General features: G+C 62.1%; 22 protein-coding genes and 3 pseudogenes. 23 read left to right on the top strand and 2 right to left on the bottom strand.

Features of this window, described 5'->3' with window-relative positions:
* The first annotated feature begins 64 nt into the window (after positions 1–64).
* The 12 genes from DMY87_RS21145 (at position 65) to DMY87_RS21090 (ending at position 12,591) form a co-directional block, all read left to right on the top strand.
* A complete protein-coding gene (locus tag DMY87_RS21145) occupies positions 65–1,087 on the top strand; it encodes an ABC transporter permease (RefSeq protein ID WP_110793623.1) in 1,023 nt (340 codons plus the stop codon).
* A gap of 10 nt (positions 1,088–1,097) precedes the next feature.
* On the top strand, positions 1,098–2,069 hold the full coding sequence (locus DMY87_RS21140; RefSeq protein WP_110793622.1) for an ABC transporter permease: 972 nt from the start codon (positions 1,098–1,100) through the stop codon (positions 2,067–2,069).
* A gap of 3 nt (positions 2,070–2,072) precedes the next feature.
* Positions 2,073–3,098, top strand: coding sequence for an ABC transporter ATP-binding protein (locus DMY87_RS21135; RefSeq protein ID WP_110793621.1), 1,026 nt, complete (start codon positions 2,073–2,075; stop codon positions 3,096–3,098).
* Entirely contained in the window at positions 3,095–4,084 is a 990-nt protein-coding gene (locus DMY87_RS21130; protein ID WP_110793620.1) for an ABC transporter ATP-binding protein, read from the top strand. Before DMY87_RS21135 ends, DMY87_RS21130 begins: the two co-directional genes overlap by 4 nt.
* Positions 4,085–4,223: 139 nt before the next feature.
* Positions 4,224–5,048: a class I fructose-bisphosphate aldolase gene (locus DMY87_RS21125; RefSeq protein WP_110793619.1), complete on the top strand. Its 825-nt coding sequence runs from the start codon at positions 4,224–4,226 to the stop codon at positions 5,046–5,048.
* Between the two features lie 26 nt (positions 5,049–5,074).
* A complete protein-coding gene (locus tag DMY87_RS21120; RefSeq protein ID WP_110793618.1) occupies positions 5,075–6,214 on the top strand; it encodes a Gfo/Idh/MocA family protein in 1,140 nt (379 codons plus the stop codon).
* A gap of 9 nt (positions 6,215–6,223) precedes the next feature.
* Positions 6,224–6,895, top strand: coding sequence for a D-lyxose/D-mannose family sugar isomerase (locus DMY87_RS21115; protein ID WP_110793617.1), 672 nt, complete (start codon positions 6,224–6,226; stop codon positions 6,893–6,895).
* Positions 6,895–7,956 carry a carbohydrate kinase family protein gene (locus DMY87_RS21110; protein ID WP_110793616.1) on the top strand — a complete coding sequence of 354 codons (1,062 nt, stop codon included), beginning with the start codon at positions 6,895–6,897 and terminating at the stop codon, positions 7,954–7,956. Before DMY87_RS21115 ends, DMY87_RS21110 begins: the two co-directional genes overlap by 1 nt.
* A gap of 59 nt (positions 7,957–8,015) precedes the next feature.
* Positions 8,016–8,963 (top strand): substrate-binding domain-containing protein, encoded by a 948-nt coding sequence (locus DMY87_RS21105; protein WP_110793615.1) that lies wholly within the window; start codon positions 8,016–8,018, stop codon positions 8,961–8,963.
* Between the two features lie 100 nt (positions 8,964–9,063).
* On the top strand, positions 9,064–10,566 hold the full coding sequence (locus DMY87_RS21100) for a sugar ABC transporter ATP-binding protein (protein ID WP_110793614.1): 1,503 nt from the start codon (positions 9,064–9,066) through the stop codon (positions 10,564–10,566).
* A 14-nt stretch (positions 10,567–10,580) separates the two neighbouring features.
* The gene (locus DMY87_RS21095) at positions 10,581–11,567 is read left to right on the top strand and encodes an ABC transporter permease (protein WP_165826392.1); all 987 of its coding nucleotides are present in this window, start codon (positions 10,581–10,583) and stop codon (positions 11,565–11,567) included.
* Entirely contained in the window at positions 11,560–12,591 is a 1,032-nt protein-coding gene (locus DMY87_RS21090) for an aldose epimerase family protein (protein WP_110793612.1), read from the top strand. Before DMY87_RS21095 ends, DMY87_RS21090 begins: the two co-directional genes overlap by 8 nt.
* 4 nt (positions 12,592–12,595) lie before the next feature.
* On the opposite strand, the gene DMY87_RS21085 is transcribed toward DMY87_RS21090, so the two are convergent.
* Positions 12,596–13,627 (bottom strand): LacI family DNA-binding transcriptional regulator, encoded by a 1,032-nt coding sequence (locus tag DMY87_RS21085; protein WP_110793611.1) that lies wholly within the window; start codon positions 13,625–13,627, stop codon positions 12,596–12,598.
* Positions 13,628–13,755: 128 nt separating this feature from the next.
* Positions 13,756–14,988 carry a M24 family metallopeptidase gene (locus DMY87_RS21080; protein WP_110793610.1) on the bottom strand — a complete coding sequence of 411 codons (1,233 nt, stop codon included), beginning with the start codon at positions 14,986–14,988 and terminating at the stop codon, positions 13,756–13,758.
* 246 nt (positions 14,989–15,234) lie between these two features.
* Here DMY87_RS21080 and DMY87_RS21075 point away from each other — a divergent pair, with 246 nt between their 5' ends.
* The 11 genes and pseudogenes from DMY87_RS21075 to DMY87_RS24660 all read left to right on the top strand — a co-directional run.
* Positions 15,235–16,767: a sensor histidine kinase gene (locus DMY87_RS21075; protein ID WP_110793609.1), complete on the top strand. Its 1,533-nt coding sequence runs from the start codon at positions 15,235–15,237 to the stop codon at positions 16,765–16,767.
* Positions 16,768–17,030: 263 nt separating this feature from the next.
* A complete protein-coding gene (locus DMY87_RS21070) occupies positions 17,031–17,891 on the top strand; it encodes a helix-turn-helix transcriptional regulator (protein WP_165826391.1) in 861 nt (286 codons plus the stop codon).
* Between the two features lie 233 nt (positions 17,892–18,124).
* Positions 18,125–18,406, top strand: a pseudogene (locus tag DMY87_RS24450) (response regulator); the annotation flags it as partial.
* A gap of 132 nt (positions 18,407–18,538) precedes the next feature.
* Positions 18,539–19,171, top strand: a complete 633-nt coding sequence (locus DMY87_RS24445; protein WP_245409002.1) for an HD-GYP domain-containing protein — start codon at positions 18,539–18,541, stop codon at positions 19,169–19,171.
* The gene (locus tag DMY87_RS21060) at positions 19,168–19,494 is read left to right on the top strand and encodes an STAS domain-containing protein (protein WP_165826390.1); all 327 of its coding nucleotides are present in this window, start codon (positions 19,168–19,170) and stop codon (positions 19,492–19,494) included. The genes DMY87_RS24445 and DMY87_RS21060 overlap by 4 nt, the downstream gene beginning before the upstream one ends.
* Positions 19,491–19,859, top strand: coding sequence for a response regulator (locus DMY87_RS21055; protein ID WP_110793605.1), 369 nt, complete (start codon positions 19,491–19,493; stop codon positions 19,857–19,859). Before DMY87_RS21060 ends, DMY87_RS21055 begins: the two co-directional genes overlap by 4 nt.
* Positions 19,856–21,859, top strand: coding sequence for a chemotaxis protein CheA (locus DMY87_RS21050; protein WP_110793604.1), 2,004 nt, complete (start codon positions 19,856–19,858; stop codon positions 21,857–21,859). The genes DMY87_RS21055 and DMY87_RS21050 overlap by 4 nt, the downstream gene beginning before the upstream one ends.
* Positions 21,856–22,368, top strand: coding sequence for a chemotaxis protein CheW (locus DMY87_RS21045; RefSeq protein ID WP_110793603.1), 513 nt, complete (start codon positions 21,856–21,858; stop codon positions 22,366–22,368). Before DMY87_RS21050 ends, DMY87_RS21045 begins: the two co-directional genes overlap by 4 nt.
* Before the next feature lie 17 nt (positions 22,369–22,385).
* Positions 22,386–24,068 (top strand): methyl-accepting chemotaxis protein, encoded by a 1,683-nt coding sequence (locus DMY87_RS21040; RefSeq protein WP_110793602.1) that lies wholly within the window; start codon positions 22,386–22,388, stop codon positions 24,066–24,068.
* A 158-nt stretch (positions 24,069–24,226) separates the two neighbouring features.
* A pseudogene (locus tag DMY87_RS24665) lies at positions 24,227–24,703 on the top strand (MCP four helix bundle domain-containing protein); the annotation flags it as partial.
* Positions 24,704–24,883: 180 nt separating this feature from the next.
* A pseudogene (locus DMY87_RS24660) lies at positions 24,884–26,033 on the top strand (methyl-accepting chemotaxis protein); the annotation flags it as partial.

Raw genomic sequence — 26,033 nt, 5'->3', positions numbered from 1 at the left:
TTGACGGACGAACGGGTGGCAGTCCTCTGCCACCCGAACCACCAATCGGGCTAACGGGGACCAGATGACCGACGCAACTCCAACCATTCACGCCGACGCTCCCCTGACCCGACCGTCTTCGGGTCCGTGGCGGCGTGCCTGGCGTATCCTGAAGCGCGACCGGCCAACACTGCTGGCAGCCTTCGTCATTTTCGTCATCGTGTTGTCGAGCCTGGCTGCCCCGCTCTATGCCAGCTATGTTGCCGGTAGCGATCCGTTCCGCTCTAACCTCAGCGGCCGCATCATGCTCGATGGCAAGCGGGTCAAGGTCATGCAAGCCTCGACGGAGGGCCTGGGCCTCGGCGTCACGCCCATCGGTCCGACTTGGGGTGCGCAGTATTTTCTCGGCGCCGACACGCAAGGCCGTGACGTCGCAGCACGTGTTCTCTATGGCGGGCGCAATTCGCTGTTCATCGCCGCCTCCGCCACCGTCATCTGTCTTGTCCTTGCCGCCCTGATCGGCATATCCGCCGGCTTCTTCGGTGGCTGGGTCGACAAGATCCTGTCGCGTATTCTCGACATCCTCTGGGCCTTCCCGGTCTACCTGCTCGCCATCTCGCTCTCGATCGTGCTGATCTCCAACGGCATCGTCATCGGCCCGATCGAGATCGGATCGGACAGCCTCCTGCTGCCGATTTTCATCATCGGGATCATCTACGTCCCCTATGTGGCGCGCCCTTTGCGCGGTCGCGTCCTGTCGCTGCGCGAAAGCGAATTCGTGCTCGCCGCCCGCGGCCTCGGCATCCCCTCCTGGCGCATTCTGTTGCATGACATCCTGCCCAATGTGACGACCATGCTGATCGTCTTCATCCCCCTGATGATGGGCCTCAACATCATCACCGAATCCTCCCTCTCCTTCCTGTCGATCGGCGTACAGGCACCGGATGCCAGCTGGGGCACGATCATCCAGGACGGTCAGACCCTGCTCTACACGCGGCCCATCGTGTCGCTCGCCCCAGGCATCGCCATCGTCCTGACGGTGCTCTCGCTCAACGTGCTTGGTGACAGCCTGCGCGACGCCCTCGATCCCCGCACCAAATTGGCCTGAGGAGGGCTCCATGACCATTGCCGTTCTCCAGCGCTTCGGACAGATGATCTTCGTGATGTTCGGCATCTCGGCGCTCGTCTTCCTGATCTTCTTCGCCACACCCGGCTCCGACCCCGCTGCGCGTCTCGCCGGGCGCAATGCCTCGCAGGAAACCATCGAGGCGATCCGCAAGGAATTCGGCTTCGACCGGCCCCTTCCGATCCAATACGGCGTGATGATGAAGCGCCTCTTCATCACCCAGGACCTGACCTCCTTCGTCAATCGCGGCTACCGCATCGTGCCCGCCGTTGTCGCAGCCGCGCCCGTCACATTGTCGCTGGTCGCTGGCGCTGCCGTGCTCTGGATCGTCGGCGGCATCTTCGTCGGCGTGCTGGCGGCCCTGACACGCGACACGCTGATCGACCGGGGGCTGATGGCGCTGGCCCTGATCGGGGTTTCCATGCCGGTTTATTGGCTGGGGGAGATGATGAACCTGATCAGCCAGAGCCGCTTTCACGACACCTGGCTGTTCTCCTGGGTGCCGGCCCTCGGCTACAAGCCGCTGATGCAGGACCCGATCGGCTGGTTCAAGACGCTCGTGATCCCCTGGTTCACGTTGGCCGCCCTCTATATCGGCATCTATGGCCGCGTCTTGAGGGCCAATCTCGTTGAAGCCTACCAGGAAGACTTCATCCGCACGGCCCGCGCGAAGGGCCTGTCGCCCGCCCGCGTCATGCTGCGCCATGCACTGCGCACCTCGCTCATTCCCTTCGTCACCATGTTCGGCCTCGACTTCGGCGTACTCGTCGGTGGAGCTGCCCTGCTGACCGAAGTGGTCTTCGGCCTGAACGGCGTCGGCCGCCTCACCTACCAGGCCCTGCTCAACCTCGACCTGCCGATGATCCTCGGCACCGTCATGTATGCCTCCTTCTTCGTCGTCATCGCCAATGCGCTGGTTGACGTCGTCTATGTGCTGATCGATCCACGCGTGAGGGGGAACTGAGCGATGGCCACCTCGGACAAACCCATTCTCCTCGACGTCGACGGCCTCTCGGTCTCCTTCGCCACCGATCGTGGACCGGTCCAGGCGGTGCGCGACGTCTCCTTCCGCGTCCACGAAGGCGAGATTCTCTCGATCGTCGGCGAATCCGGCTCCGGCAAGTCGGTCACGCTGCTGTCTCTGCTCGGCCTGCACGATGCCAAGACCACCCGAGTCGACGGCGCGGTGTCCTTCAAGGGCCGGCCCATCCTCGACCTGCCGGCAAGCCAGATGCGCTCCATCAGGGGCAAGGAGATCGGCTTGATCTCCCAGGACCCGATGACGGCGCTGACGCCCGTTTATACGATCGGCTGGCAGATCGCCGAACAGATCCGCGCGCACGAGAACATCTCCGCCCGCGCCGCCCGCCGCCGCGCGGTCGAACTGCTCGGCGAAGTTGGACTGTCCAATCCGGGCGAGGCCGTCGACCGCTATCCGCATCAGCTGTCCGGCGGCATGCGCCAGCGCGCGGTCATCGCCATGGCGCTCTCCTGCAATCCGGCCCTGCTCGTCGCCGACGAACCGACGACGGCACTCGACGTCACGGTCCAGGCCCAGGTGCTCGACCTGCTGCTGCGCCTGCGCAAGGATTTCGGCTCGGCGATCATCCTGATCACCCACGACATGGGTGTTGTCGCCGAGGTCGCCGAGCAGGTGGCCGTCATGTATGCCGGCCGCATCGTCGAGCGAGGGCAGACCGACGACGTCTTTGCGCGCCCGCTGCATCCTTATACCTGGGGCCTCATGGCCTCCATTCCGCCGCTCACCGGCAAACGGCTGGACAAGCTCCGCTCGATCCCCGGCATGCCGCCGACACCGGATACGATCGGCGAAGGCTGCGGCTTTGCGCCCCGCTGCGACTTCGCCCGCGCCGCCTGCACCGAGCGCCCGCCGCTGCGCCGCGCCGGCGACCAGACGGCCCTTTGCGTCCTCGACGACGACGAACGCCCCGCCCTGCGGCAAGCAGCCCTCCCCCTCGAGGAAATGGCATGACCACTCAGATCCCCCCCGCCGCCCCGCTCCTCCAGGCCAAGGGGCTCACCAAGAATTTCACCGTCGGCAAGACCATGATGCCCGGCTCCGGCAAGGTGCTTCATGCCGTCGACGCGATCGATCTCGAGGTTCGCCCCGGCGAAACGCTCGGACTGGTCGGCGAATCCGGCAGCGGCAAGTCGACGCTGGGCCGCTGCCTCACCCGGCTCTACGATATCACCGCAGGCGAACTGTCCTTCGATGGCCAGGACATCGGCAAAGCCGACACGAAAGCCCTCAAACCCGTTCGCCGCAAGATGCAGATGATCTTCCAGGACCCGTCCGCTTCGCTTAATCCGAAAAGGCGAGTGCGCGACATGCTGGCGGAGGTGCTCTCCGTCCATCACATCCGTGAGGGTGCTGCGATCGGCGAGCGGCTGGACGAATTGATGGAACTGGTCGGCCTGCGCCGCGAATATCTCGACCGCTATCCGCACGAATTCTCCGGCGGCCAGCGCCAGCGCATCGGCATCGCCCGCGCGCTGGCAGTCGAACCGAAGCTGATCGTCGCGGACGAACCCGTTTCCGCTCTCGATGTGTCGGTGCAGGCGCAGGTGGTCAACCTCTTTGGCGAATTGCGCGAGAGACTGAACCTCACCTATGTCTTCATTGCCCACGACCTCGCCGTCGTGCGCCATGTCTCTACCCGTGTCGCTGTCATGTATCTGGGCTCGATCGTCGAGACCGGCGAGACCGAAGCACTCTACGCGCGGCCGCACCACCCGTATACACGGGCCCTGCTATCGGCCATTCCGCAGCCACACAACCGGGGGAAGCGAGACCGCATCCTGCTCACGGGCGAAATCCCAAGCCCGCTCTCGCCGCCATCAGGCTGCAAGTTTTCCACGCGCTGCCCTTATGCCACCGACCTCTGTCGCGAGACCCGGCCGAAGCTCACCTCGGTTTCGGCAGGCCGCGAGGTCGCCTGTCACTATCCTCTCGACTGAACGTCAGGTCGCGCAGCAGCATTACGTGACAAAATCTCGCGCCTGAGAAAATGTGGTAACGTTTCCACATTCGTCGTTGACGACGCAGCAATCGATCGATAGCCTCCATGAAAACGATACCACATCGGGAGGAAAATCGATGAAATCAGCGCGGCTCAACCGCCTCTTCGGCACGTCTGGAAACTGCTTCGACGTCGCGATCGACCATGGCATGTTCAACGAGCGCACCTTCCTGGCCGGCATTGAGAATATGCGCACGGCGATCGACATCATTGCCGCCGCTGCCCCGGATGCGATCCAGCTGCCGCCGGGCACCGCGCCCATGCTGCAATCGATCCCCGGCAAGGCTCGCCCTGCCCTCGTGCTGCGCACCGACATCGCCAATATCTATGGCAACCCGCTGCCCAGCGCGCTCTTTTCCGAAGTCATCGACCGCCCGGTTGAACAGGCCATCGCGCTCGATGCAGCCTGCGTGGTCGTCAACCTGCTGATGCTGCCGAACCAGCCGGAGGTCTACCGCGCCTGTGTGCGTAACGTGAACAGCCTCAAGCGCGAATGCGAGATCTACGGCATGCCGCTGATGGTCGAGCCGCTGGTCATGCAGGACAATTCCAAGGGCGCCTACATGGTGGACGGCGCGATCGACAAGATCCTGCCGCTGGTCCGTCAGGCGGCCGAACTGGGTGCCGACATCATCAAGGCCGATCCCTGCGACGACGTCTCGGAATACCACCGCGTCATCGAGATTGCACAGGGCCTGCCGGTCCTCGTTCGCGGTGGCGGCAGGGTCTCCGACCAGGAGATCCTCTCACGCACCAAGGTTCTGATGGAACAGGGCGCCCGCGGCATCGTCTATGGCCGCAACGTCATCCAGCACGCCAATCCGGGCGGCATGACCCGGGCATTGATGGCGATCGTCCATGACGGCGCAACCGCCGAAGAGGCGTCGCGCCACCTTAGCTGAGGGTGCGTGACGGGAGGAGGAAAACCATGAAGACTTTTCGTTTCGGCGTCATCGGCTGCGGCCTGATGGGACGCGAATTCGCCAGCGCCGCCGCGCGCTGGATGCATCTGACGGACGCCAAGGCCCGGCCGGAGATCGTCGCGGTCTGCGACACCAATCCCGACCTGATGGCATGGTTTCAAACCCATGTCCCCTCGGTCCGGCAGGCAACCACCGATTACCGCGAACTGCTCGCCAATCCGGACGTGGATGCGATTTATTGCGCGGTCCCGCATGTCCTGCATGCGGAGTTCTACACGGACATTCTGAAAGCCGGAAAACACCTGCTGGGCGAAAAGCCCTTCGGCATGGACCGGGAGCAGAATCAGGCGATCATGGCAATGCTCGCTGAACATCCGGAGCTTATCGTCCGCTGCTCGTCCGAAATGCCTTATTTCCCCGGCGCCCAGAAGGTGATCGCATTGGCTGCAAGCGGCCAGATGGGCGAGATCCTCGAAGTCGAGGCCGGCTTCCTGCATTCTTCCGACATTGATCCGAATAAGCCGATCAACTGGAAGCGCATGGAGCACATCAACGGCGCCTATGGCTGCATGGGCGATCTCGGCATGCATGTCCTGCACGTGCCGCTCCGCCTCGGCTGGCGGCCTGAGACCCTGCACGCCAATCTCGTGAAGCGGGTGACCGAGCGTCCGGATGGCAAGGGCAACATGGTGCCTTGCACCACCTGGGACAATGCAACGATCAGCAGCCGCGTACGCACCGAGGATCAGGATTTCCCGCTGGTGCTCAAGACCTGGCGCATCGCACCCGGCGAATCCAACACCTGGTACATCCGCATCCTCGGCATGAAAAAGAGCGCCTTCTTCTCCACCAAGCAGCCGCGCCAATGGCAATGGATGGACTACCAGGGCAGCACGCAGTCCTGGAACACGGAGGACCTCGGCTACGGCTCGGTCTTCCCCGCCATCACCGGCAAGATCTTCGAATTCGGTTTCGCCGATGCGATCCAGCAGATGTGGGCGGCCTTTGTCGACGAACTGGCGGGTGGCGCGGCGAATGGCTTCCCTTGCGCCAGCCCGGCTGAGGCTGCTGCCCACCATGCGGTGCTGACGGCAGCCCTTCAGTCCGGTCTCGAAAACCGCGTCGTCACCGTCGACTACGATTGAGGCGCGGCAATGAAACGCTCTGAAATCAACGCCGCGCTGCGTTTTGCCATCGGAATGTTGGACACTTGGCGGTGGGCTCTTCCTGCTTGGGGTCAGTGGACAACTGTCGACGTCGCGGCCAAGCCGGAGGTCGCACATTATCTGCGCAGCCGTCAGCTCGGCTGGGACGTCACCGACTTCGGCTCTGGCCGTTTTACCGAACAGGGCCTCGTGCTCTTCTGCCTGCGCAACGGCATCCTCGGTCTGGACGGAGAACGCAGCTATGCGGAAAAGCTGCTCTTCATCCAGGAAGGCCAGCTGACACCCGCGCACCTGCACAAAGCCAAACAGGAAGACATCATCAACCGCGCCGGTGGCGATCTCGTCATCGAATTCTGCGCCGCCGACGCCGCAGATAAGACGACCGCCTCCGACGTGACCGTCCTCGTGGACGGGATCGAACACCAGCTCGGCACTTGGGAGCCGCTGATCCTGCATCCCGGCCAGAGCGTCACCATCCCGACCGGCCTTTACCACCGCTTCTATGGCGCGAGGGGCAAGGGTCCGGTTCTGGTCGGCGAAGTCAGCCAGGTCAACGACGACCGGACCGACAACTATTTCCTCGATCCGATCGGTCGCTTCGCTGATATCGAGGAGGACGAACCACCTCTCCGGCCTCTCTGGAACGAAGGAGGCGTCTGATGCGAACCGGGGAGGAGGTTCAAGACAGGCGCGAGAGACAAGAACCGGGCGGCATCGTCTGCGTCGGCAATTTTATTGTCGACCGCATTCACACGCTGTCCTATTGGCCGGAACAAGGCAGCCTCGCACATATCCTTCACCAGGACATGGGGGTCGGCGGTGGCGCGGCCAATGTCGTGACCGACCTTGCCTCGCTCGGCTTCCCCGGACGCCTCTCAGTGGCAGGCGCCCTGGGCGACGATCGGGACGGCGACTATGTGCGTGATCGCCATGCGGCCCTCGGGATCGACGTCGAGGGGCTTCGCACGCTCCCCGGCCATGCCACAGCCCATACCCATGTGATGAACGTGCCGGGCCAGAGCCGGACCTTCTTCTATCACGGCGGGTCCAACGATCTGTTGACCGACAGCGCTATCGACCCCGCAGCCTACGCCGCAAGCGGACACAGGATCTTCTACCTCGGTTACCTGATGCTCCTGCCGGCGCTTGACCGGAAAGGCGAACACGGCTCGTCCGGTGCGGCGCGATTGCTGAAAGCCGCGCGCGATGCCGGGCTAACGACCTGCGTCGACTTCGTCTCCAGCGAGGATCCCGCCTTTGCGGACCAGGTGGCCGTGGCACTGCCCCATTGCGACTACGTCATCGTCAACGAGACCGAAGCAGGACGCGCGACGGGGATAGCGGTTCGCGACAAGGCTGGCGCGCTCCTGATGTCATCAGTGGAAACGGCGGGTCAGAAGCTGCTGGACGGCGGCGTTGTCAAAGGCGTGGTCATCCATGCGCCAGAGCTTTCCATCTGGTTCACACCCGGCAATGCGCCGGTCAGAACGCCAGCCTACCCCGTCGATCCCGCAGCGATCGTCAGCCCCGTCGGCGCGGGAGACGCCTTCTGTGCAGCCGTTCTCCACGGTCTGCACGAGGGCTGGCCGATCGACACCATATCCGCTGTCGCCCATCGCGCAGCGGTCCATTGTCTCGGCGGCGCAACAGCCACCGACGGCATACCCGACATGTCGATCCTGCTCGCCGAAATCGGCGACAGGGTTCCGACAGCCGGATAGCAGGCCGGTCACGGCGAGGAGGCCGTGATCAACAATCGAAACCTTAGGGAGGAAAGACCATGAAGAAACTCATCATCGCAGCCACGCTCGGCCTGACCGCCAGCACCGGCATCGCCGCGGCCGAAGACAAACCTGTCATCGCCAGCATCGTCTTTCAGGGCGACCAGTTCATGAAGTCGCTGCAGGCCGGTATGCGCGACGCCGGCGAAAAGGCAGGCGCCGAAGTGCTGGAAATCAACATCGACGGCGACCAGGCCAAGGAAAGCCAGGCGATCGACACCTATATCGCCCGCAAGGTGAACGCGATCGTCATCGCCCCCGTCTCCGCCAAGAATTCAGCTCCGGCCCTGAAGCGTGCCCGCGATGCCGGCATCGTTGTCGTTGCCGTCAATGGCGGCCTGACGGAAGCAGGCATCGCCCAGGCGACATTCTCGACTTCCAACAAGGATCTCGGTGCCACGACCGGCAAGGCGGCTGCGAGCTTCATCAAGGAAACCCTGGGCGGCAAGGCCAAGGTCGCGATCCTCGGCTTCAAGTCACTTCTGCCGGAACAGAGCGGCGAGCGCACCGAAGGCTTCAAGGAAGCGGCCGCTGACGGCAACACCATCGACGTCGTCACCGAACAGGACGCCTGGCTGCCGGAAAAGGCCGTCTCCGTCGCGACCGATATCCTGACGGCGAACGCCGACGTCAACGTCATCTATGCAGCCAATGAAGGCGGCACCATCGGCGCCATGCAGGCCGTTCGCAACGCCGGCAAGGCAGGCTCCGTCTATGTCTTCGGCATTGACGGCTCGGAACAGCTGGCCAAGGGCCTGCTCTCGTCCGACAACGTGCTGCAGGCCGTGACCGCCCAGTCGCCATTCGAGATGGGTGCCAGCGGCGTCAACGCAGCTTTGGCAATCCTCAAGGGTGAAAAGGTGGCAGAGCAGACCTCTGTCCCGACGCTGCTCCTGTCGCGCACGCAGCCGGACGGCGTCAAGGCTTTCGCCGAGTCGCTGAAGTAAGGCCGGCGGAGAGACCTCCATCCCGCTGGAACGGGTGCAGAGCACGACCGGGCTCTGCACCCCCATTTCCCGATTGCACGCTGGAATGCACGGAGCAACGATGGCAAACGCGCTCGAACTGCGGCACCTGACGAAACACTACGGGACCGTCAAGGCACTGAACGACTTCAGCCATTCTTTCGCGAAGGGCCAGGTCCATGCGCTGCTCGGCAAGAACGGCTCGGGGAAGAGCACCTTCATCAAAATGCTCGCCGGCGCCGTCCAGCCGACCTCGGGCGAGATCCTCGTTGACGGCCACCCCTGCAGCTTCGCCCACCCCTCGGATGCGCTGAAGGCGGGGATCGTCACGGTGTATCAGGAGCTCAGCCTCGTCCCGCATCTCTCAGTCGCCGAGAACATCTATCTCGGCCGCCTGCCCCGCCATGCGAACACCCCCTTCATCGACTGGCCCGGCCTGCTCCGGCAGGCAAAGGCACTCCTCGATGAAATGGGGGCTGGCGACATAGACCCGGCCCAACCGGTATCGAGCCTCTCGATCGGCCGCCAGCAACTCGTCGAAATCGTCAAGGCGATGTCGCTCAATCCGACCGTCCTGCAGCTGGACGAACCGACCTCGGCGCTCGCCCAGGCAGAGGTGCAACAACTGTTCGGCCTGGTTCGACGCCTGCGCGACCGGGGCGTGACGATCATCTACATCTCCCACCGCCTCGCCGAACTCGGCGAAATCGCCGACACCGTGACGGCGCTACGCGACGGTCACTTCACCGGCTCCTGCTCCATGGCGGATGCGACCCCTGCCGTCATCCTCCAGATGATGTTCGGCGACATCACCCCGGTAACACGACCGCCTCGCCAGATCGCCGCTGGACAACCGATCCTCAGCGTTCGCGACCTCAGGATCGAGCCGATGGTCCAAGGCGTGAGCTTCGATCTATATCGGGGCGAGGTCCTGGGGATCGCCGGCATGCTCGGCTCCGGCAGGACCGAATTGCTGCGCGCGATTTACGGTGCCGGACCTGTCGGCGGCGGCGAGATCCTGGTCGATGGCAATCAGGTCGAGACGGTCTCGATCCCGACCATGAAACACCTCGGCATCGGCTACACCTCGGAGGACCGCAAGGAGAGCGGGCTGGTCCAGATCCTCTCGATCCATGCCAACCTCTGCCTTGCCGCCATGCAGCGCTTCAGCCATCGCGGCTTCGTCACCGAACAAAAGGAGCGGCCCGCCGTCGAACGCCAGATCCACGATCTGTCGATCAAGATCGGCAGCCCGGCGCTCCCCGTTTCCAGCCTCTCCGGCGGCAACCAGCAGAAGGTCGTCGTCGGAAACTGGCTCAACAACGCCCCGCGCATCCTGCTCTTCGACGAACCGGGCCGAGGGGTCGACGTCCAGGCGAAGCAGCAGATCTACCAGATCATCTGGTCGAAGGCCCTCGAAGGCCTGTCGAGCATCGTCGTCTCCACCGAACTGGAAGACCTCGTCGAATGCTGTGACCGCATCCTGATCCTGCGCGACGGCCGCATCACCGAGGAATTCGTCAATGATGGCCTCGATCCCAAAACACTCTATGCCGCCTGCATGGCGCGGCAGACCAACCCATGAATTCGGAGAGGCCGATGACCCGCTCGGGCAACACCTTCGCGACCTTCGCACGACGCAATTCGATGCTGATCATCCTGATCGCCCTCTACATCCTCGTCGCCTTCACCGCGCGCGGCTTCATGAGCATCGACAACCAGCTCAACATCCTGCGCACCATCGCAGTGCCCGGGATGATCGCTTTCGGCATGACGCTCCTGATCATCGTCGGCGAGATCGACCTCTCCGTCGGCTCGATGGTCGCGGCCTCGGCCTGCGTGCTCGCCTGGCTGGTCAGCCTGATCTCGGGCGGCGCCTTCGAGCCTGAAATCTGGCATGTGGTCGCGGCTGGCGTTCTCACACTCGCCTTCGGCGCCTCGATCGGCATCTTCAATGGCTGGCTGCGCAACCGCTTCATGGTGCCGACCTTCATCTCATCGCTCGCGATGATGGCCACACTCGCGGGCCTCGCCAACCTGATCACCGACGGCACACCGATCGAGTCTTTCCCTTCCTGGTACTATTTCATCGGCAGCGGCCGCATCTTCCACATTCCCTTCCCTGTCTACCTGCTGCTCCTTGCCTTCATCGTCACCCATGTGCTGGCCAATTACACGAGCTTCGGCCGCTCGGTCTATGCGATTGGCGGCAATGCCGAAGCCGCTCGCCTGTCGGGCCTGCATGTCAACCGCACCCGGACCTGGTGCCTCGTCATCACCAGCCTCTTCGCCGTGGTCGGCGGCATCGTCTATTCCTCGCTTCTGAACTCCGGCAATCCGACCATCGCCAAGGGCATGGAGCTTGAGGTGATCTCGGCCGTCATCATCGGTGGCGTCAGCCTCTTCGGTGGCAAGGGTTCGATCTGGGGCGCCTTTGTCGGCGTGCTCTTTCTCGGCGTCCTGCTCAACGCCATGACGCTCTGGGGCTTCAACCCCTATGCCCAGCAGGTCGTGCGCGGGGTCCTGATCCTCGGCGCCGTCTTCATCAACCTCATCATCGATCGCCCGAAGGCTAGCCATGGCTGAAGAGGAACACATCGAGCGCATCTCGATGCGCTGGGATCGCGGCGAAGCCACACTGCAAAGCCTTGGTGGTATGCTGGCCCCGGTCCGTTTCGATCTGGAGGACGGCCGCTCCGTCTCTCCCCTGCATGTCGCGCCATGGGAAGACGAGGACATGCGCGATCAACCGGGCGTCCTGCGCCGGCTGCGCGGCGACTGGCCCTGCATTCCCTTCGGCGCTCCGCCAGCCGGACGCCTACCCCTTCCCTGGCATGCCAAGGTCGCCCGGATAGGCAATCACCGTCTCCCTTCGGAAGGTCATCCGCACGGCTATGGCGCAAACCATCACTGGGATCTGCAGGCTTCAACCGGAAACCGGCTGAGTGGCACGATCCTTTATCCCGACGATCATCCGATCGAGGCGCTGGAACGCCACGTGGACGGCGTGGACGGACGGACGGAGCTCACCTGCAGCCTGACTGTGACACCTCGCAGGGATTGCAACCTGCCGATCGGCCTCCATCCTGTCTTCCGCCTGCCGGAAGGCGAAGGTGACGCCCTCCTCGATGTCGGCCCGCACGGGACGGTATGGTCCCATCCACTGGACGAGGATGTGCCGCTGTCCATGGTCGAGCCCAACCGCCATTTTGAAACCCTCGACAGGCTGTGGAGCAGACAAGAAAGGCCATTGTCGCTGGCCCGCTTGCCGCTCGGCGGTCAATCGGAAACGCTGCTGCTGCTGACAGGTGTCTGCGGTCGTGTCGTATTGACCAACAAGGCAGAGCGCTATCGGGCAACGCTCCAGTGGGATCCGAAGGTCTTCCCGAGCCTGATGCTGTGGATATCCAATCGTGGCCGCGCGTATCGGCCATGGAACGGCCGCCATCTCGCAATTGGGATCGAACCCGTCCGTGCAGCCTTCGATCTCGGCGTGCGCATATCCACATGTCCCAATCCGCTGAACCAGGCAGGTGTGGAAACCAGCTACCCCTTCCAGGCAGGAACGCCGTTCACGACAAAATACACGATTGGTGTCGAGGCCGTCTGAGAACCTATCCCTGACAGCTTTCCGGAACGGGTCCGGTAGATTCCCGTTCGATCAGGCGAACCGGCAGCCGGACGCGCGTGACCGGTCGTCGGTCAGATCCCTGCTGCCGATCGACAAGCCGCTCCTCCAGCCTGCGCGTCGCCTCAAGGGCGACCTCGCGGATGGGCTGGGCGACGGTGGTCAGGCGCGGCAGAACATAGCTCGCCTCCGGCAGATCATCGAAGCCGATCACCGAACAGTCCGCCGGCACCGAGCGCCCGAGATCTCGTGCGGCATGGATCGCTGCGACAGCCGCAATATCGGTGGTGCCGATGATCGCGGTCACGTCCGGTCGCCGCTCCAGCACACCCTTGGCCAAAGCATAGGTCGCGGCAAAACTGTGGTCCTCGCCAATCGCTTCAAAAGCCGGGGGGTAGCCGCGCTCCTCAAGGACCTCTCGAATGCCGCCAAGGCGAAGCTGGATCGGCTGGCTATGTCCCGGCGCCCCGACCACGGCAATCTGCCGGTGACCGAGATCGACCAGATGTCGGGCCATGATACGCCCGCCCTCGACATGATCCGCCATGAAGACGTCATCGGAAATGCCCACCAATTCGCGGTCGATCGCGATGATCGGGATGCCGGAATCGACCAGCGGCTGCAAATGCGCCGTGCCGCCATAGGCGCTGGCAACGATCACGCCCTCAACGCGTTGCGCCCGAAGCATCGCGACATAACGCGCCTCGTGATCCTCGTTCTCGGCGGAACTGCAGATCAGCGTCTGATAACCTCTTTCGAACAGCTCGCGTTCTATGGTGCTGGCGAGAATGCCGAAGAACGGCACGTCGATGGATGGCAGCATCAGGCCGATCATCCGGCTTGCCTCGCCCCGCAGCATGCGCGCGCCCTTGCTCGGCGCATAATTGAGGTCCTTGATCGCAGCCTCGACGCGCTGCCGGACTTCTGGCGAGACATAGCCGCTGTTGTTGAGAACACGCGAGACCGAGGAGACCGAGGTCTCGGCAACCTTGGCTATCGTCCGAATACTGGTTGTCACGCCCTGCCTTCCCGCATTGCTTCACAAGACACTGGAGTACGCACAATTCCAGCTCTGGACAAGTTGTCCGGCAATCCTATGAGACCCGACTTAAGGGGAAGACACAGACGCACGCGATCTATGGACGCTCACATTGAGGAAACATCCCGCAATCCACGTGGCAGCGCATTCATGCACTCGATCCCCGATGGCGTGACCAGAAACTGGTCCTCGATCATCAGGGCTCCGAAATTCTGCCCGTAAAATGGAGCCTCAAGCGCCACCACCATACCGGCTTCGATAATTTCCGGATTGTCAGCGGAAAAGAATGGCCATTCCTCGATCCCGACACTACCGCCAACCGAGTGACCGAAATGGCCGCGATAATATTCGCCAAACCCATCACGGCGCATGGAAGACAACATGGCCCGGTGAACGGCACCGAAGGTGTTGCCGGGCCGGACTTGTTCGAGCCCGGTGGCAAAGGCGGTTTCCAATGCCTTGAACACGTCCTGTGCAAGGGATGGCGCAGGACCGAAGGTGAACGTGCGCGCGCCGTCCGAAGAATAGCCGTCGACCAACGTGCCGACATCGGCCTTGATCAGCGCGCCCGGCGTCACGACGGCGGTCATATCCGAGAGATCGGTTCCGACAGAGATGAAATCCCAATGTCCGCTGAGGGCGAAGCCAGCGGCTTTAGCCGTCTCCTGGGCACCCGCCTTCCAGGCCGCCGAAAGTTCGCCGAGCGCGACACCGGGCCGGATGGTCGCAACCATGCGAACCAACCCACCTTCAGCAGCCTTTGCCGCCTGCCGCAACCGTCCAATCTCGCCCTCAGTCTTGACCGCCCGCAGGCGACGCAGCACGGCAGAGCCGTCGATCCAGGTGATCTCGGGCAGCGCCTGACGCAGTGCCTCGAAGTCTGCGGCTGGCATGAACTCCAGATCGACACCGATCCGGCCCCGCCCAATGCCCCGCTCCTTCAAGAGGTCGCCAAGCAGATCGAAGCACCGGGTCCGGTCGAACGTCTCCGGTCGCGCGCCACCGATTGAAGCGCGTCGATAAAAGCCGTCAATCTCGCCGACCTTCGTGGCGCCGCCGAGGTCGACCATATCGATCCAGATCCGGTGGGTGCGCAGGTCGAGCCCCGGTGCCTTCGCTCGGATTGCAGATGCGGCATGGTCGCTGGCGACGGCGCCAAGCGGCGATCCTGCATCGCGAGGCACGAGGGCTGCGGCCGCGCCCGCTCGACCCCACATCGTGGCGACTCCCGCGGGCGCGCCGATCGCGTAGCGGAAAGCCTCAGGCTGAAAGAGCACCAGAGCGTCGATGTCGGCGTCCCGCATCAGCGCCTGCGCTCGCATCCTGTCGATGTCGCTCATCTCGACACTCTCCTTCTTTGTCCCGCGATGGATCTACCGAGACACGCCGCGAAGTGCCAGAGTTATGCCGAACATGCGACCATTTCCACAATGGTAAATGCGCCCTAGCGCCCGGTGGCATATGACAAGACGCGCATGGAACTTGATGGCACCTGCGCGGTGGACTAAGTGTGACATGGGCGCACGCGATACTTGCGACGGGTATACGCACATATGCACGACTTTGATCGGGATTGAGGAGTGTAGATGGAGCGGCAGTCATCCGGTTCGGCGCAGAAATTCGCGGCAAGGGCCGGTCTCATTGCCTGGATCGGTTTCGTCGCACTTGCCGTGACCTGGGGCTCGCAATCCTACAGAAACACGGTGCGAACGGCACAAGACAGGGTCGTGACATCGACGCAGATTGTCGCGACCCATGCGACATGGGTTTACGAACTTGGCGTGCAAGCGACAAGGCGTATCGCCGACACCGTGCGGGCGCCGCGTGATCCCGGCTACGGCGGCACCGTACGAGACATCGCGGATGCGGTGGAGGGCCTGCCTGGATCAGTCAAGGCTTACGTCATCGACGAACACGGCCGGACGCTCTACTCGACGGACCCTGGGGTCAAACCGATTGACATCACCGACCGGGATTACTTCGTCGCGCTCAAGGAGGGGCGGTCGGAATATGTCTCAGCTCTCCTGATCAGCCGGTTGAACAACGACCGGATCTTTGTCTTCAGTCGCCGCCTCGAAAGGGACGGCGCCTTCGCCGGGGCAGTCACCGTATCCCTGTCTGGTGACATCATGAAACCGATCTGGGAATCGGTGGATCTCGGCGGAAGCTTTACGGTGAGCTTCATTCGAAACGACGGCCAGTTGGTCGCGCGCTATCCGGAGCCGGACCAGGGGCTCGACATGAGCGAGCATCCCCTCTTCACCCAATATCTGGAAGAGGCCGATCAGGGCACCTACTTGTCCGAGGCTTCGCCCGTGGATGGTGTGCGCCGCTTGGTTGGCTATCGCAAGGTTTTAGGCACCCCCTTCATCGCCGTTGCCGCAGCGGACTACGGACTGCTGATGCAACCGTTCTGGCGTGACATGGCGGTCTTGGCCACGGTCACCGTTCTCGCCTGTCTCGGGTCTCTCGCCGCCACCTGGCGAACACGGCAATTGCTACGGATCCAGGATCACCAGTCTGCGGCCCTGCAGGTCGCCTTGGAAAACAACGAATTTCTGCTTCGGGAAGTCCACCATCGGGTCAAGAACAACCTCCAGTCGGTGATGTCGCTGATCCGTCTGCATATGAAGGGCAATGAGAAGTCGGAGGCCTTGAGCAACCGGATCAAGGCCATGGTGGCGGTCCACGAACAGATCTATCAGCGGGACTCGTTCAGCGAGGTGGATGCCGCTGAACTCGTGCAGACTGTTGCGCAGAACGTCGTTGCCGCCTACGGCGCGGATGTGCAGGTAAAGTTCGACCTTGCGACCACCGCCGTGTCCAATGATCGGGCCACATCGCTCGCTCTCCTGATCAACGAACTCGTCACCAACTGCATGAAATACGCCTTCACGGATGGCGATGAAGGCGTGGTAACAGTGATATTGCGGGGGCCGGGCGAGGATGGCTTCTGCAGGCTCGAAGTGATCGACAACGGCCGTGGCTTCGACCCAGCGCATCAGTCAAAAGGAACAGGCACGCGCCTGATCGAGGGCTCCATTCGGCAATTGGACGGTAGCTTCAGCATTGAAGGCAATGCCGGGACGCATTTTTCCGCTCGTGTAAGACTGGTCTGAGACCCAGCCAATTTCGCCGGGCACATAGTGCACTTCTGCCGATTCGTGGCAACCGCCAAGGCGAGCAGTGGCTCGACGATTCCCGCCGGATTAGAATAGGCGTCCAAAAAGATGCCTGATCTTAACACGATTTTTCAATAAATCCCGGTTCCATGTCACTTTTGAAGAAGCACAGAATTCATTCAGAGGACGCTTTCGAGACGCAAACGATAACCGAAGCGGTTTTTCGTCCGGCTGAGATCCTGCGATTCCACGATACCGGCTTGTTCGACATCAATGGCGACATCACCTCAATCCAGGACATGACGCTCTGGCACATGAGCACGCAATCCGGATACCGCACGCGGTATGGCTGTTCGCTGCAACACCAGATCGAAATTCATTTCATCGAAACCGGCACCTTCAAGTTCACCGCGTCAGAAGACGAGATCGAAGCGGGTGCCGGTACTGCAGTTCTGCTGAAGGATACGCGCCGAGTTGAGATCGTTGCCCGCCCGGGATCCAGCAAGCTTGCCTTCCTCGTCCCCTTTGAACAGGTGGCGCCCCACCTGCACCGGGGGTATGGCAGCGTGGGACGAGGGCTCGGTGCATTCCAATCTCACATCGGCCCTGACACGCCCGGTATTGAGATCATTCAACGGATTGCCAGTCACCTGCTCCAGGGGTTCGATCCAGCGGAAGCGTCTTCGCAGGATCATGCCGCCTCGGCGCTGATCCATGATGCTCTGATCATGATGTTCGTCAGTCTCTGGCCCAAATCCGATGCCAAGGCGGATGAGGGGTCGGCCCTGCCACGTCATCTCGAACGCGCGATCGACTGGCTGGATCGCCATGCGGATCAGGATGTTTCGGTCGAACAGCTTGCCCGGAGATCGGGTGCCAGCATCCGAACCCTGCAGAATTCGTTCCGGCATCATCTGTCCACCACGCCGAATGCCTACATCCTGCAGACACGCCTGAGCCGTGTCCACGATGAGTTGCTGAACGGCTCCGGTGACGAAACGATTGAAGGAATTGCCTCCCGCTGGGGTTTTCGTCACATGGGATACTTCGCCGCCCGATACCGCGCCTTGTACGGCGAATCACCCTCGGACACGCGCAGAGAGCGTCGCGGTGGCGAATAAGCCCGCCGCCGACATCACGAATACGCAACAGTATCCGAAAAACGCATAATATTGCGTGCCCCGATGAAATGAATACACGCTTAAGTCTGCGTTAACACGCAAGCGCCAATCTTGTCTCATGCACGGGCCTCCCAATGGAAGGCCAAACGTCACCGCATGAAGCGGACCTCACAAAATCCCCAGTATAAAACTGCCCCGCCACGCAGAGACTTCTGCTCGGCCGAGGAACAACTATGCTTATTTTCGCAATCGACGATAGTCCATCCATTTTATCTTTCATTCAGCGCGCGATCAGAGCGATTGAAGCCTGCGATATACTGCCGTTCCTCGACCCGAAGGATGCACTCTCTGTTCTGCAAACCCAGCAGGCAGACCTTGTCCTGGTTGACTACAACATGCCGGGCATGAATGGCATCGAACTGATTTCGAAATTTCGGCAGTTGCCGCGGGCCAAAGAGGTTCCGGTCATCATGCTGACATCCGAGACAGATCCGGCGATCAAGCTCGCCGCGATCGAGGCCGGCGCAACCGAATTTCTCACCAAGCCGATTGACCAGGCGGAGTTCAGCATCCGCGTCCGCAATCTTCTCGCGTTGCGATTGGCGCAACAGGCGCTCGCCAATCACGCTGAAGCTCTGGAGAGGGACGTGGCTGCTGCGCAAACGAGAATTGCCGCGCAGGAAAAGGAAATCATCTGGCGCCTGTCGAAAGCCATGGCCTGCCGCGACGGAGAAACAGCACTTCATCTTGAACGTGTGGCAGTCATTGCCCGGATGATTGCCGAAGAACTCGGCATTGACAGCGCTACCTGCGAAAAAATCTACCTGGCAAGCCCTCTGCATGACGTCGGCAAGATCGGCGTATCCGACGCGATCCTGCTCAAAGCAGGTCCGCTTGATGCAGGGGAAATGGACCAGATGCGTGCCCATGCCACCTTGGGTGCGGAGATCCTTGAGGGCAGCGAATCCGCGATCATTCGCATTGCTTCGACTATCGCGGGCAGTCACCACGAGAAGTGGGATGGCACCGGCTATCCGAAGAGGCTCTCCGGTGATGCAATTCCCCTCGAAGGTCGCATCGTGGCGATTGCCGATGTCTTCGACGCCCTGTGCTCCGAGCGTCCTTACAAGAAGGCGTGGCCGGTGGACGAAGCCCACCGCGAGATCCTGAAATGCAGTGGTGCGCATTTCGACCCCGCCTGCGTCGCCGCGTTCGATCGCAAATGGCACCTCATCCGCCCGCTCTACGCAAAGACCAACACATTGGAAACAGCAGCATGACCGAGGATTTGACGACGCTCCGCCTCGAAGGCGCACTGACCATAAAGACGGCTGCGGAGACCCGCGATCGTTTGCTGGCCGCCTTCCAAAGCGCAAAGACAGACCGACGCCCCCTGGAGATCGAAATCGCCGAAGACTGCGACTGTGATCTCACACTGCCGCAGCTCCTGCTCTCGGCCAAGGCAACAGCGGCGAAAGACGGCATCGATCTTCGCATCCGCGCCGATGCGCGCGGCAGATTTTCAACCACGCTCGAACGGGCAGGCCTGTCCGCTGCGGTCGAAGGTGGTTCCCTTGTGACCATGAATGGAGACCAGAGATGAGTGCAAACATCCTCACCGTAGACGATTCCGCAAGCATTCGAATGACCACCCGGATCGCACTCACCAATGCCGGCTACAACGTAACCGAAGCCGTTGATGGCGCTGACGGGCTGCAGAAGATGAAGTCCGGCAGCTTCGACCTGATCGTGACCGACCTGAACATGCCGAACATGGATGGCCTGACCATGATCCGCAATCTGCGTCAGCTGCCCGCCTATATGGGCACGCCGGTGATCTTCCTCACCACGGAATCCGATGGTGACATCAAGCAGCAGGCAAAGGCCGCAGGCGCCACGGGCTGGCTTACCAAGCCCTTCGATGCCGACAACCTCACCAAGATTGCACGCAAGGTCCTCGGCCGATGAACAATCTCGATCCCATAGCGGTTTTCCGCACGGAAGCAGCCGAGCAGCTTGAGGTCATCGAAGCCGGCCTCCTGGATCTGACCCGCAACCTCGACGACAAGGCGCAGATTGATGCCGTGTTCCGTGGCCTGCACACGCTCAAGGGATCGGGTTCCATGTTCGGCTTCGACCAGCTGGCAGCCTTTACCCACCACTGTGAGACGGCTTTCGACCGTGTACGCAAAGGCGAGGCGCCGGCAACAAGCGAGCTGATTGCCGCCGTCCTCGATGCACAGGGCCACATGCAGGCTCTGCTCGACCAGCCCAATGGCGACCACGATGCGATGAGCACCAGATTGCTCGACCAGTTGCACAAGGCCGTCGGCCGGGAAGCATCGAGCGCAGGACATCCCGCAGCCGCCAAGCCGGCCGCAGCGACATCGGAGCCGTCGCTGCGCACCTGGCAGCTCGATTTCCGCCTGCCGGCCGATTCCATGGTCAATGGCACCAATCCGCTGGGTCTGCTCGACGAGCTTCGAGACCTCGGCGAATGCACGCTGAACGTCAACACCGACTCGTTGCCATCGCTTGAGGCCATCGAGCCAACGCAGCTCTATCTCGGCTGGAGTGCGACCATTGTGACCGACAAACCCCGTTCGGATATCGAGGATGTATTCATCTTCGTGATGGACGAGATGGTCATGGACCTGAAGGACGTAACCCCGGCGGGCGAAGTGGCGAGCGCCGGACCCGTTGCCGCTCAACCCACAGCAGCATCGACCGTTGATACGCCGGTGGCCCGCGAGGATCAGCGCGCGCCGGCGGGTGACGCCAAGTCCCAGAGGCAGTCGGACAACGTCCGCGTCCCGGCGCTTCGCCTCGACGAAATGATGGATCGCGTCGGCGAGCTGGTGATAGCGCAGTCACGATTGAGCCAGATGGCCGGCTCCGTTGTCGATCTCGGCTTGCGTTCGGTTTCGGAGGAAATCGAACGCCTGGCCGGTGAACTGCGCGACACGATGATGGTCCTGCGCATGATGCCCGTCGCGAGTCTTTTCAGCCGGTTCCGGCGACTGGTGCACGACCTTGCTCGCGAGACCGGCAAGGAAATCGAACTTGTCACCACAGGCGAGAGCACGGAAGTCGACAAGACCGTGATCGACCGGCTGGGAGATCCTCTGGTCCACCTGGTCCGCAATTCAATCGACCACGGGCTGGAATTGCCGCAGGACCGTCTTGCCGCAGGGAAGCCGGCCGTGGGCCAGGTGACACTCTCTGCCCACCAGACCGGCAGCGAGGTGGTGATCACCATCAAGGACGACGGCCGTGGCATCGACCGGGCGCGGGTTCACGCGAAGGCGGAAGCCAATGGTCTGATCCAGCCTGGACAAGCCCTGTCGGATCAGGAACTTCTGCAGCAGATCTTCCAGCCTGGCTTCTCCACCGCCGAAAAGGTGACCAACCTGTCCGGCCGCGGTGTCGGAATGGATGTCGTCAAGAAAACCATCGAAGCGCTGCGCGGCTCGATCGACGTGAAGAGCGACGAAGGCTCAGGCTCGGAAATTGCCCTGCGCATTCCTCTCACGCTCGCAATCATTGACGGGCTGCTCATCCGGGTGGGCAATGGCAATTACGTCATACCGCTGTCTGCCGTGGAAGAGTGCCTGGAACTGTCAGTCGAAGAGGATCTCCGCTCGCGTGGGCGCAGCTTCATCTCGCTGCGGGACAATCTCGTGCCGTTCCTGCGTCTTCGCGAACTGTTCCGCACCGGTAGCCAGCCGGATCCCCACCAGAAGGTCGTGGTCATTTCGACCGGCCGGGAGCGCGTGGGTCTCGTCGTCGACCAGATCATCGGCGATCACCAGACGGTCATCAAATCCATGTCGAAACTGCACGATCAGGTGTCGTCCTTCTCGGGCGCGACGATCCTCGGAGACGGGAATGTCGCACTGATCCTCGACGTCGCGCACCTGATCGCGGCCGGACAGCAACAGGAGGCGCAAATGCGGGCTGCAGGATGAACCAACAAAACGCAAAATCGGACCATCGCGCGGTCTTCATGGGCGCGGACGATCTCTCGGTTCTGACCTTCACGCTGAACGGCGAGACCTTCGCCATCGAGGCGACGATCGTCCAGGAAATCCTCGATCTCCTGCCTGAAACCAGCGTTCCCGGCAGTCTGCCCTTCGTCGGCAGCGTCATCAACTTCCGCGGCAAGGTTATCCCGCTTGCCGACATCCGCGTCGCCTTCGGCATGGAAGCCGGCGAAGTGACGATCGACAGCCGGATCGTGGTCACGGAACTCGATCTCGACGGGGAACTCTCCCTGATCGGCATACGCACGGACAAGGTTCACGAAGTGACCCGCCTTCCGGCGTCCGCCAGCGAGCCGCCACCGATCGTGGGGATGCGGTGGCGCCCCGATTACGTCCATGCCCTCGTCAAGAGGGAAGGCGAATTCATCATTCTTCCCAACCTGCAGGCGATTTTCGCCTCGCAGCGCGGATCAACCATTTCAGCGACAGCTTGATAGAAAGCGAGGGGGCAATGCGCTTCACCATCAAACTCAAACTTCTCCTGGCCTTTGGCTTCATCATCACCATGCTGGTCGGCACTGCCGTCTACAGCGTGTCGAGCATTGCCGATGTGAACAGCCATTGGTCCGATACCCTGAACGGTCCGGCCGCCCGCCTGAGCGCGGCACAGGACCTCAATATCGCCCAGCTGCAGCAGGTTCGCCAGCAGAAGAACATGCTGGTATCGGCTTCGACCGACGAAACCGAGAAATACATCGTCAGCAGCGACAAGGCCCGCGCCGAATACGATGAAACCTTCAACATCATCCTTGGCAAGGCCACCGATCAGGGCATGGTTCTCTGGAACAAGCTGAAAGGCCTCACCGCCGATTTCCGCAAGCAGGATGATCAGATCCGCAGCTTCATCCTGGCCGGCAACCTCGACGCCGCATCGCGCATTTCGACGACGACTGCCCGTGCGACGACCTCCGAGATCGACGCGCTCTTGGCCGACGTGTTCCAGCTGGAGCGCGAACGTCTGGCGGAAGCGAGCAAGAATGCGGTGGAAGAATATACGAACATCCGTTCCATCGTGATCGGCGTTGCCGCCGTCGCTTCAGTCGCCGCATTTGCCGCCGCAATCTGGATCATCATTTCCATCAGCCGTGGCATCAGCACAGCAGTAACGACCGTACAGCGTGTATCGGAAGGTGACCTGACCAAATTTGCGGATATCCGCACCAGCGACGAGATCGGCATGCTGCTCGGTCACGTCAACTCCATGGTTGAACGCCTGCGGGCCGTCGTCGGCGATGCCCTGACGGCATCCGAGAATGTCTCTGCCGGCAGCCAGCAGCTGTCGTCTGGTTCGGAACAGCTGTCGCAGGGCGCAACCGAACAGGCTTCGTCGGCCGAAGAGGCTTCGGCTTCGATGGAAGAGATGGCCGCCAACATCAAGCAGAACGCCGACAACGCCGCCCAGACGGAAAAGATCGCCCGCCAGTCGGCAACCGACGCCGAGGAAAGCGGCAAGGCCGTCGACAAGGCTGTGACCGCCATGCGCACGATCGCCGAGAAGATCTCGATCGTCCAGGAAATCGCCCGCCAGACCGACCTGCTGGCACTCAACGCAGCCGTCGAAGCGGCCCGTGCCGGCGAACACGGTCGTGGCTTTGCCGTCGTCGCCTCGGAAGTGCGCAAGCTCGCCGAGCGCAGTCAGGCGGCAGCAGCCGAAATTTCGGGCCTGTCGAGCGAAACCGTCTCGGTCGCCACCCAGGCCGGCGAGATGCTGACCCGCCTGGTGCCCGATATCCGCAAGACCGCCGAACTGGTCTCGGAAATCTCGGCGGCCTGCCGCGAGCAGGATATTGGTTCCAGCCAGATCAACGAAGCGATCCAGCAGCTCGACAAGGTCACTCAGCAGAACGCTGGTGCCTCGGAAGAGATGTCCGCCACCTCGGAAGAACTCGCAGCCCAGGCCGAAGAGCTCCAGGCCTCCATCGCCTTCTTCAAGGTGGACACCTCGGGCAAACACGGCAATGCCAACCCGGTCAAGCAGTTGAAGGCGGTCGCAGCCAAGATGGCAAGCCAGGCACCGGCACATCGCCCTGTAGCCAAGGCAAGCGCCGGGACCTCCAAGAGCCAGGGCTTTGCCCTCGACATGAGCATGGGCGGCCCAGACAGCGACGACGCCGATTTCCGGCAGAGTGCGTGAGGTTTGAACTCGGACAGAGCCGCCCTCTGCGGCTCTGTCCAGCCTGAGACATTTATTTGAAATCACGGTATCGCGCGACAGATCGCAAGGTACCAGCCCATCCAGATCTGAAGTCAAAGCCCTGGCCCGTGGCAGTCCCAACTTAGAAAGCTACCTTCATGCGTTTTACAATTAAGTCGAAATTGGCTTGCTCGTACGGGCTTCTGGTCGTCCTAATGGGCGCATGCGCGGGTTTCGGGATGAGCGGCGTCAGCAGCGTGGCGTCAATGCAGGATGCCCTTGTCACCGGCGCGGTACATCAGTCCACCGTCGCGGCGCAGCTCGCAGGCGCGTTTGATGGACTCGGACTTGCAGAAGGGGATCTCCTTCTGGCGACGTCTAAGGAACGCGTCGACGCCGCTCTGGCGACGATTGCGACCGAGCGTAAGGAATTTGAAGCGGCAATGGCCGAGGGGCAAAAATCGGCGCCAGAAGAATATCGTCAGAAATGGCAGGAGATCAGTGATTTCTGGAGTGATTATATTGAGATCAACGATCGCATCCAGGGACTTGTAAGCGCCGGCCGTTTGCCGGAAGCCATTGACGTCAACCAGACTGCAGGCGGCAAGGCATCAGATAAACTTGATGAATTGACGGAATCCCTCGCCGCCATGACTCGCCAATCGATCGAGACAGGCGACGAGGAAGCCGATGCCGCATTCCGGTCAACCTTTGCAACCCTCGCAGTTGTCTCGGTGGTTGGCGTATTGGTGGCATTGGGCGCCGCCTTCTGGATTGCGATAACGATAAGCCGTGGACTACGGACCATCAAGATCGTCGCAGAGGCCGTCGCAATTGGCGACCTCGACCAGCAGGTCGAGGTCCGGACCAATGACGAGATCAAAGATCTGGTCGGTACGATGGAAGTCATGACCGGCAACCTGCGCCAGACAGCAAACATCGCTGGTCAGATTTCAGCAGGCGATCTGACGCTGACACCCGTTCCCCTGTCCGAGAAGGATACACTGGGCAAATCTATGCTGAGCATGGTGATCAACCTGCGAAGCACTGCGCAGATTGCTGATCAGATTGCCAATGGCGATCTGACTGTTACGCCGAAGCCACTTTCCGACAGGGACACCCTGGGTCTCTCTCTGGAAAGCATGGTCGAGCGGCTGCGAGCTGTTGTCAGCGATGCGCTCGCAGCATCCGAGAACGTCTCCGCCGGCAGCCAGCAGCTGTCCTCGGGTTCCGAACAGCTCTCCCAGGGCGCGACGGAACAGGCGTCCTCGGCCGAGGAGGCTTCGGCGTCGATGGAGCAGATGGCGGCCAACATCAAGCAGAACGCCGACAATGCCGCCCAGACGGAAAAGATCGCCCGCCAGTCGGCAACCGATGCCGAGGAAAGCGGCAAGGCCGTCGACAAGGCCGTGACCGCCATGCGCACGATCGCCGAGAAGATCTCGATCGTCCAGGAAATCGCCCGCCAGACCGACCTGCTGGCACTCAACGCAGCCGTCGAAGCGGCCCGTGCCGGCGAACACGGTCGTGGCTTTGCCGTCGTTGCCTCGGAAGTGCGCAAGCTTGCCGAACGCAGCCAGGCGGCGGCGGCCGAAATTTCCGGCCTGTCGAGCGAAACCGTCTCGGTCGCCACCCAGGCCGGCGAGATGCTGACGCGCCTCGTGCCCGATATCCGCAAGACCGCCGAACTGGTCTCGGAAATCTCGGCCGCCTGCCACGAGCAAGACATCGGCTCGAGCCAGATCAACGAGGCGATCCAGCAGCTCGACAAGGTGACCCAGCAGAATGCCGGCGCTTCGGAAGAGATGTCCGCCACCTCGGAGGAACTTGCAGCCCAGGCCGAGGAACTGCAGGCCTCCATCGCCTTCTTCAAGGTGGACGGAGCATCGAGCAAGGCAGTGATGCAGCAGGCAAAACAGCTCCAGTCGGTCGCCCGGAAGATGGCAGCGGACGTGCCGGCCAAGC

It is taken from the genome of Peteryoungia wuzhouensis (assembly GCF_003205195.1).
Classification (GTDB): domain Bacteria; phylum Pseudomonadota; class Alphaproteobacteria; order Rhizobiales; family Rhizobiaceae; genus Allorhizobium; species Allorhizobium wuzhouense.
The sequence above is the reverse complement of the archived record's forward strand: the minus strand, read 5'-3'. Positions and strand labels throughout refer to the sequence as shown.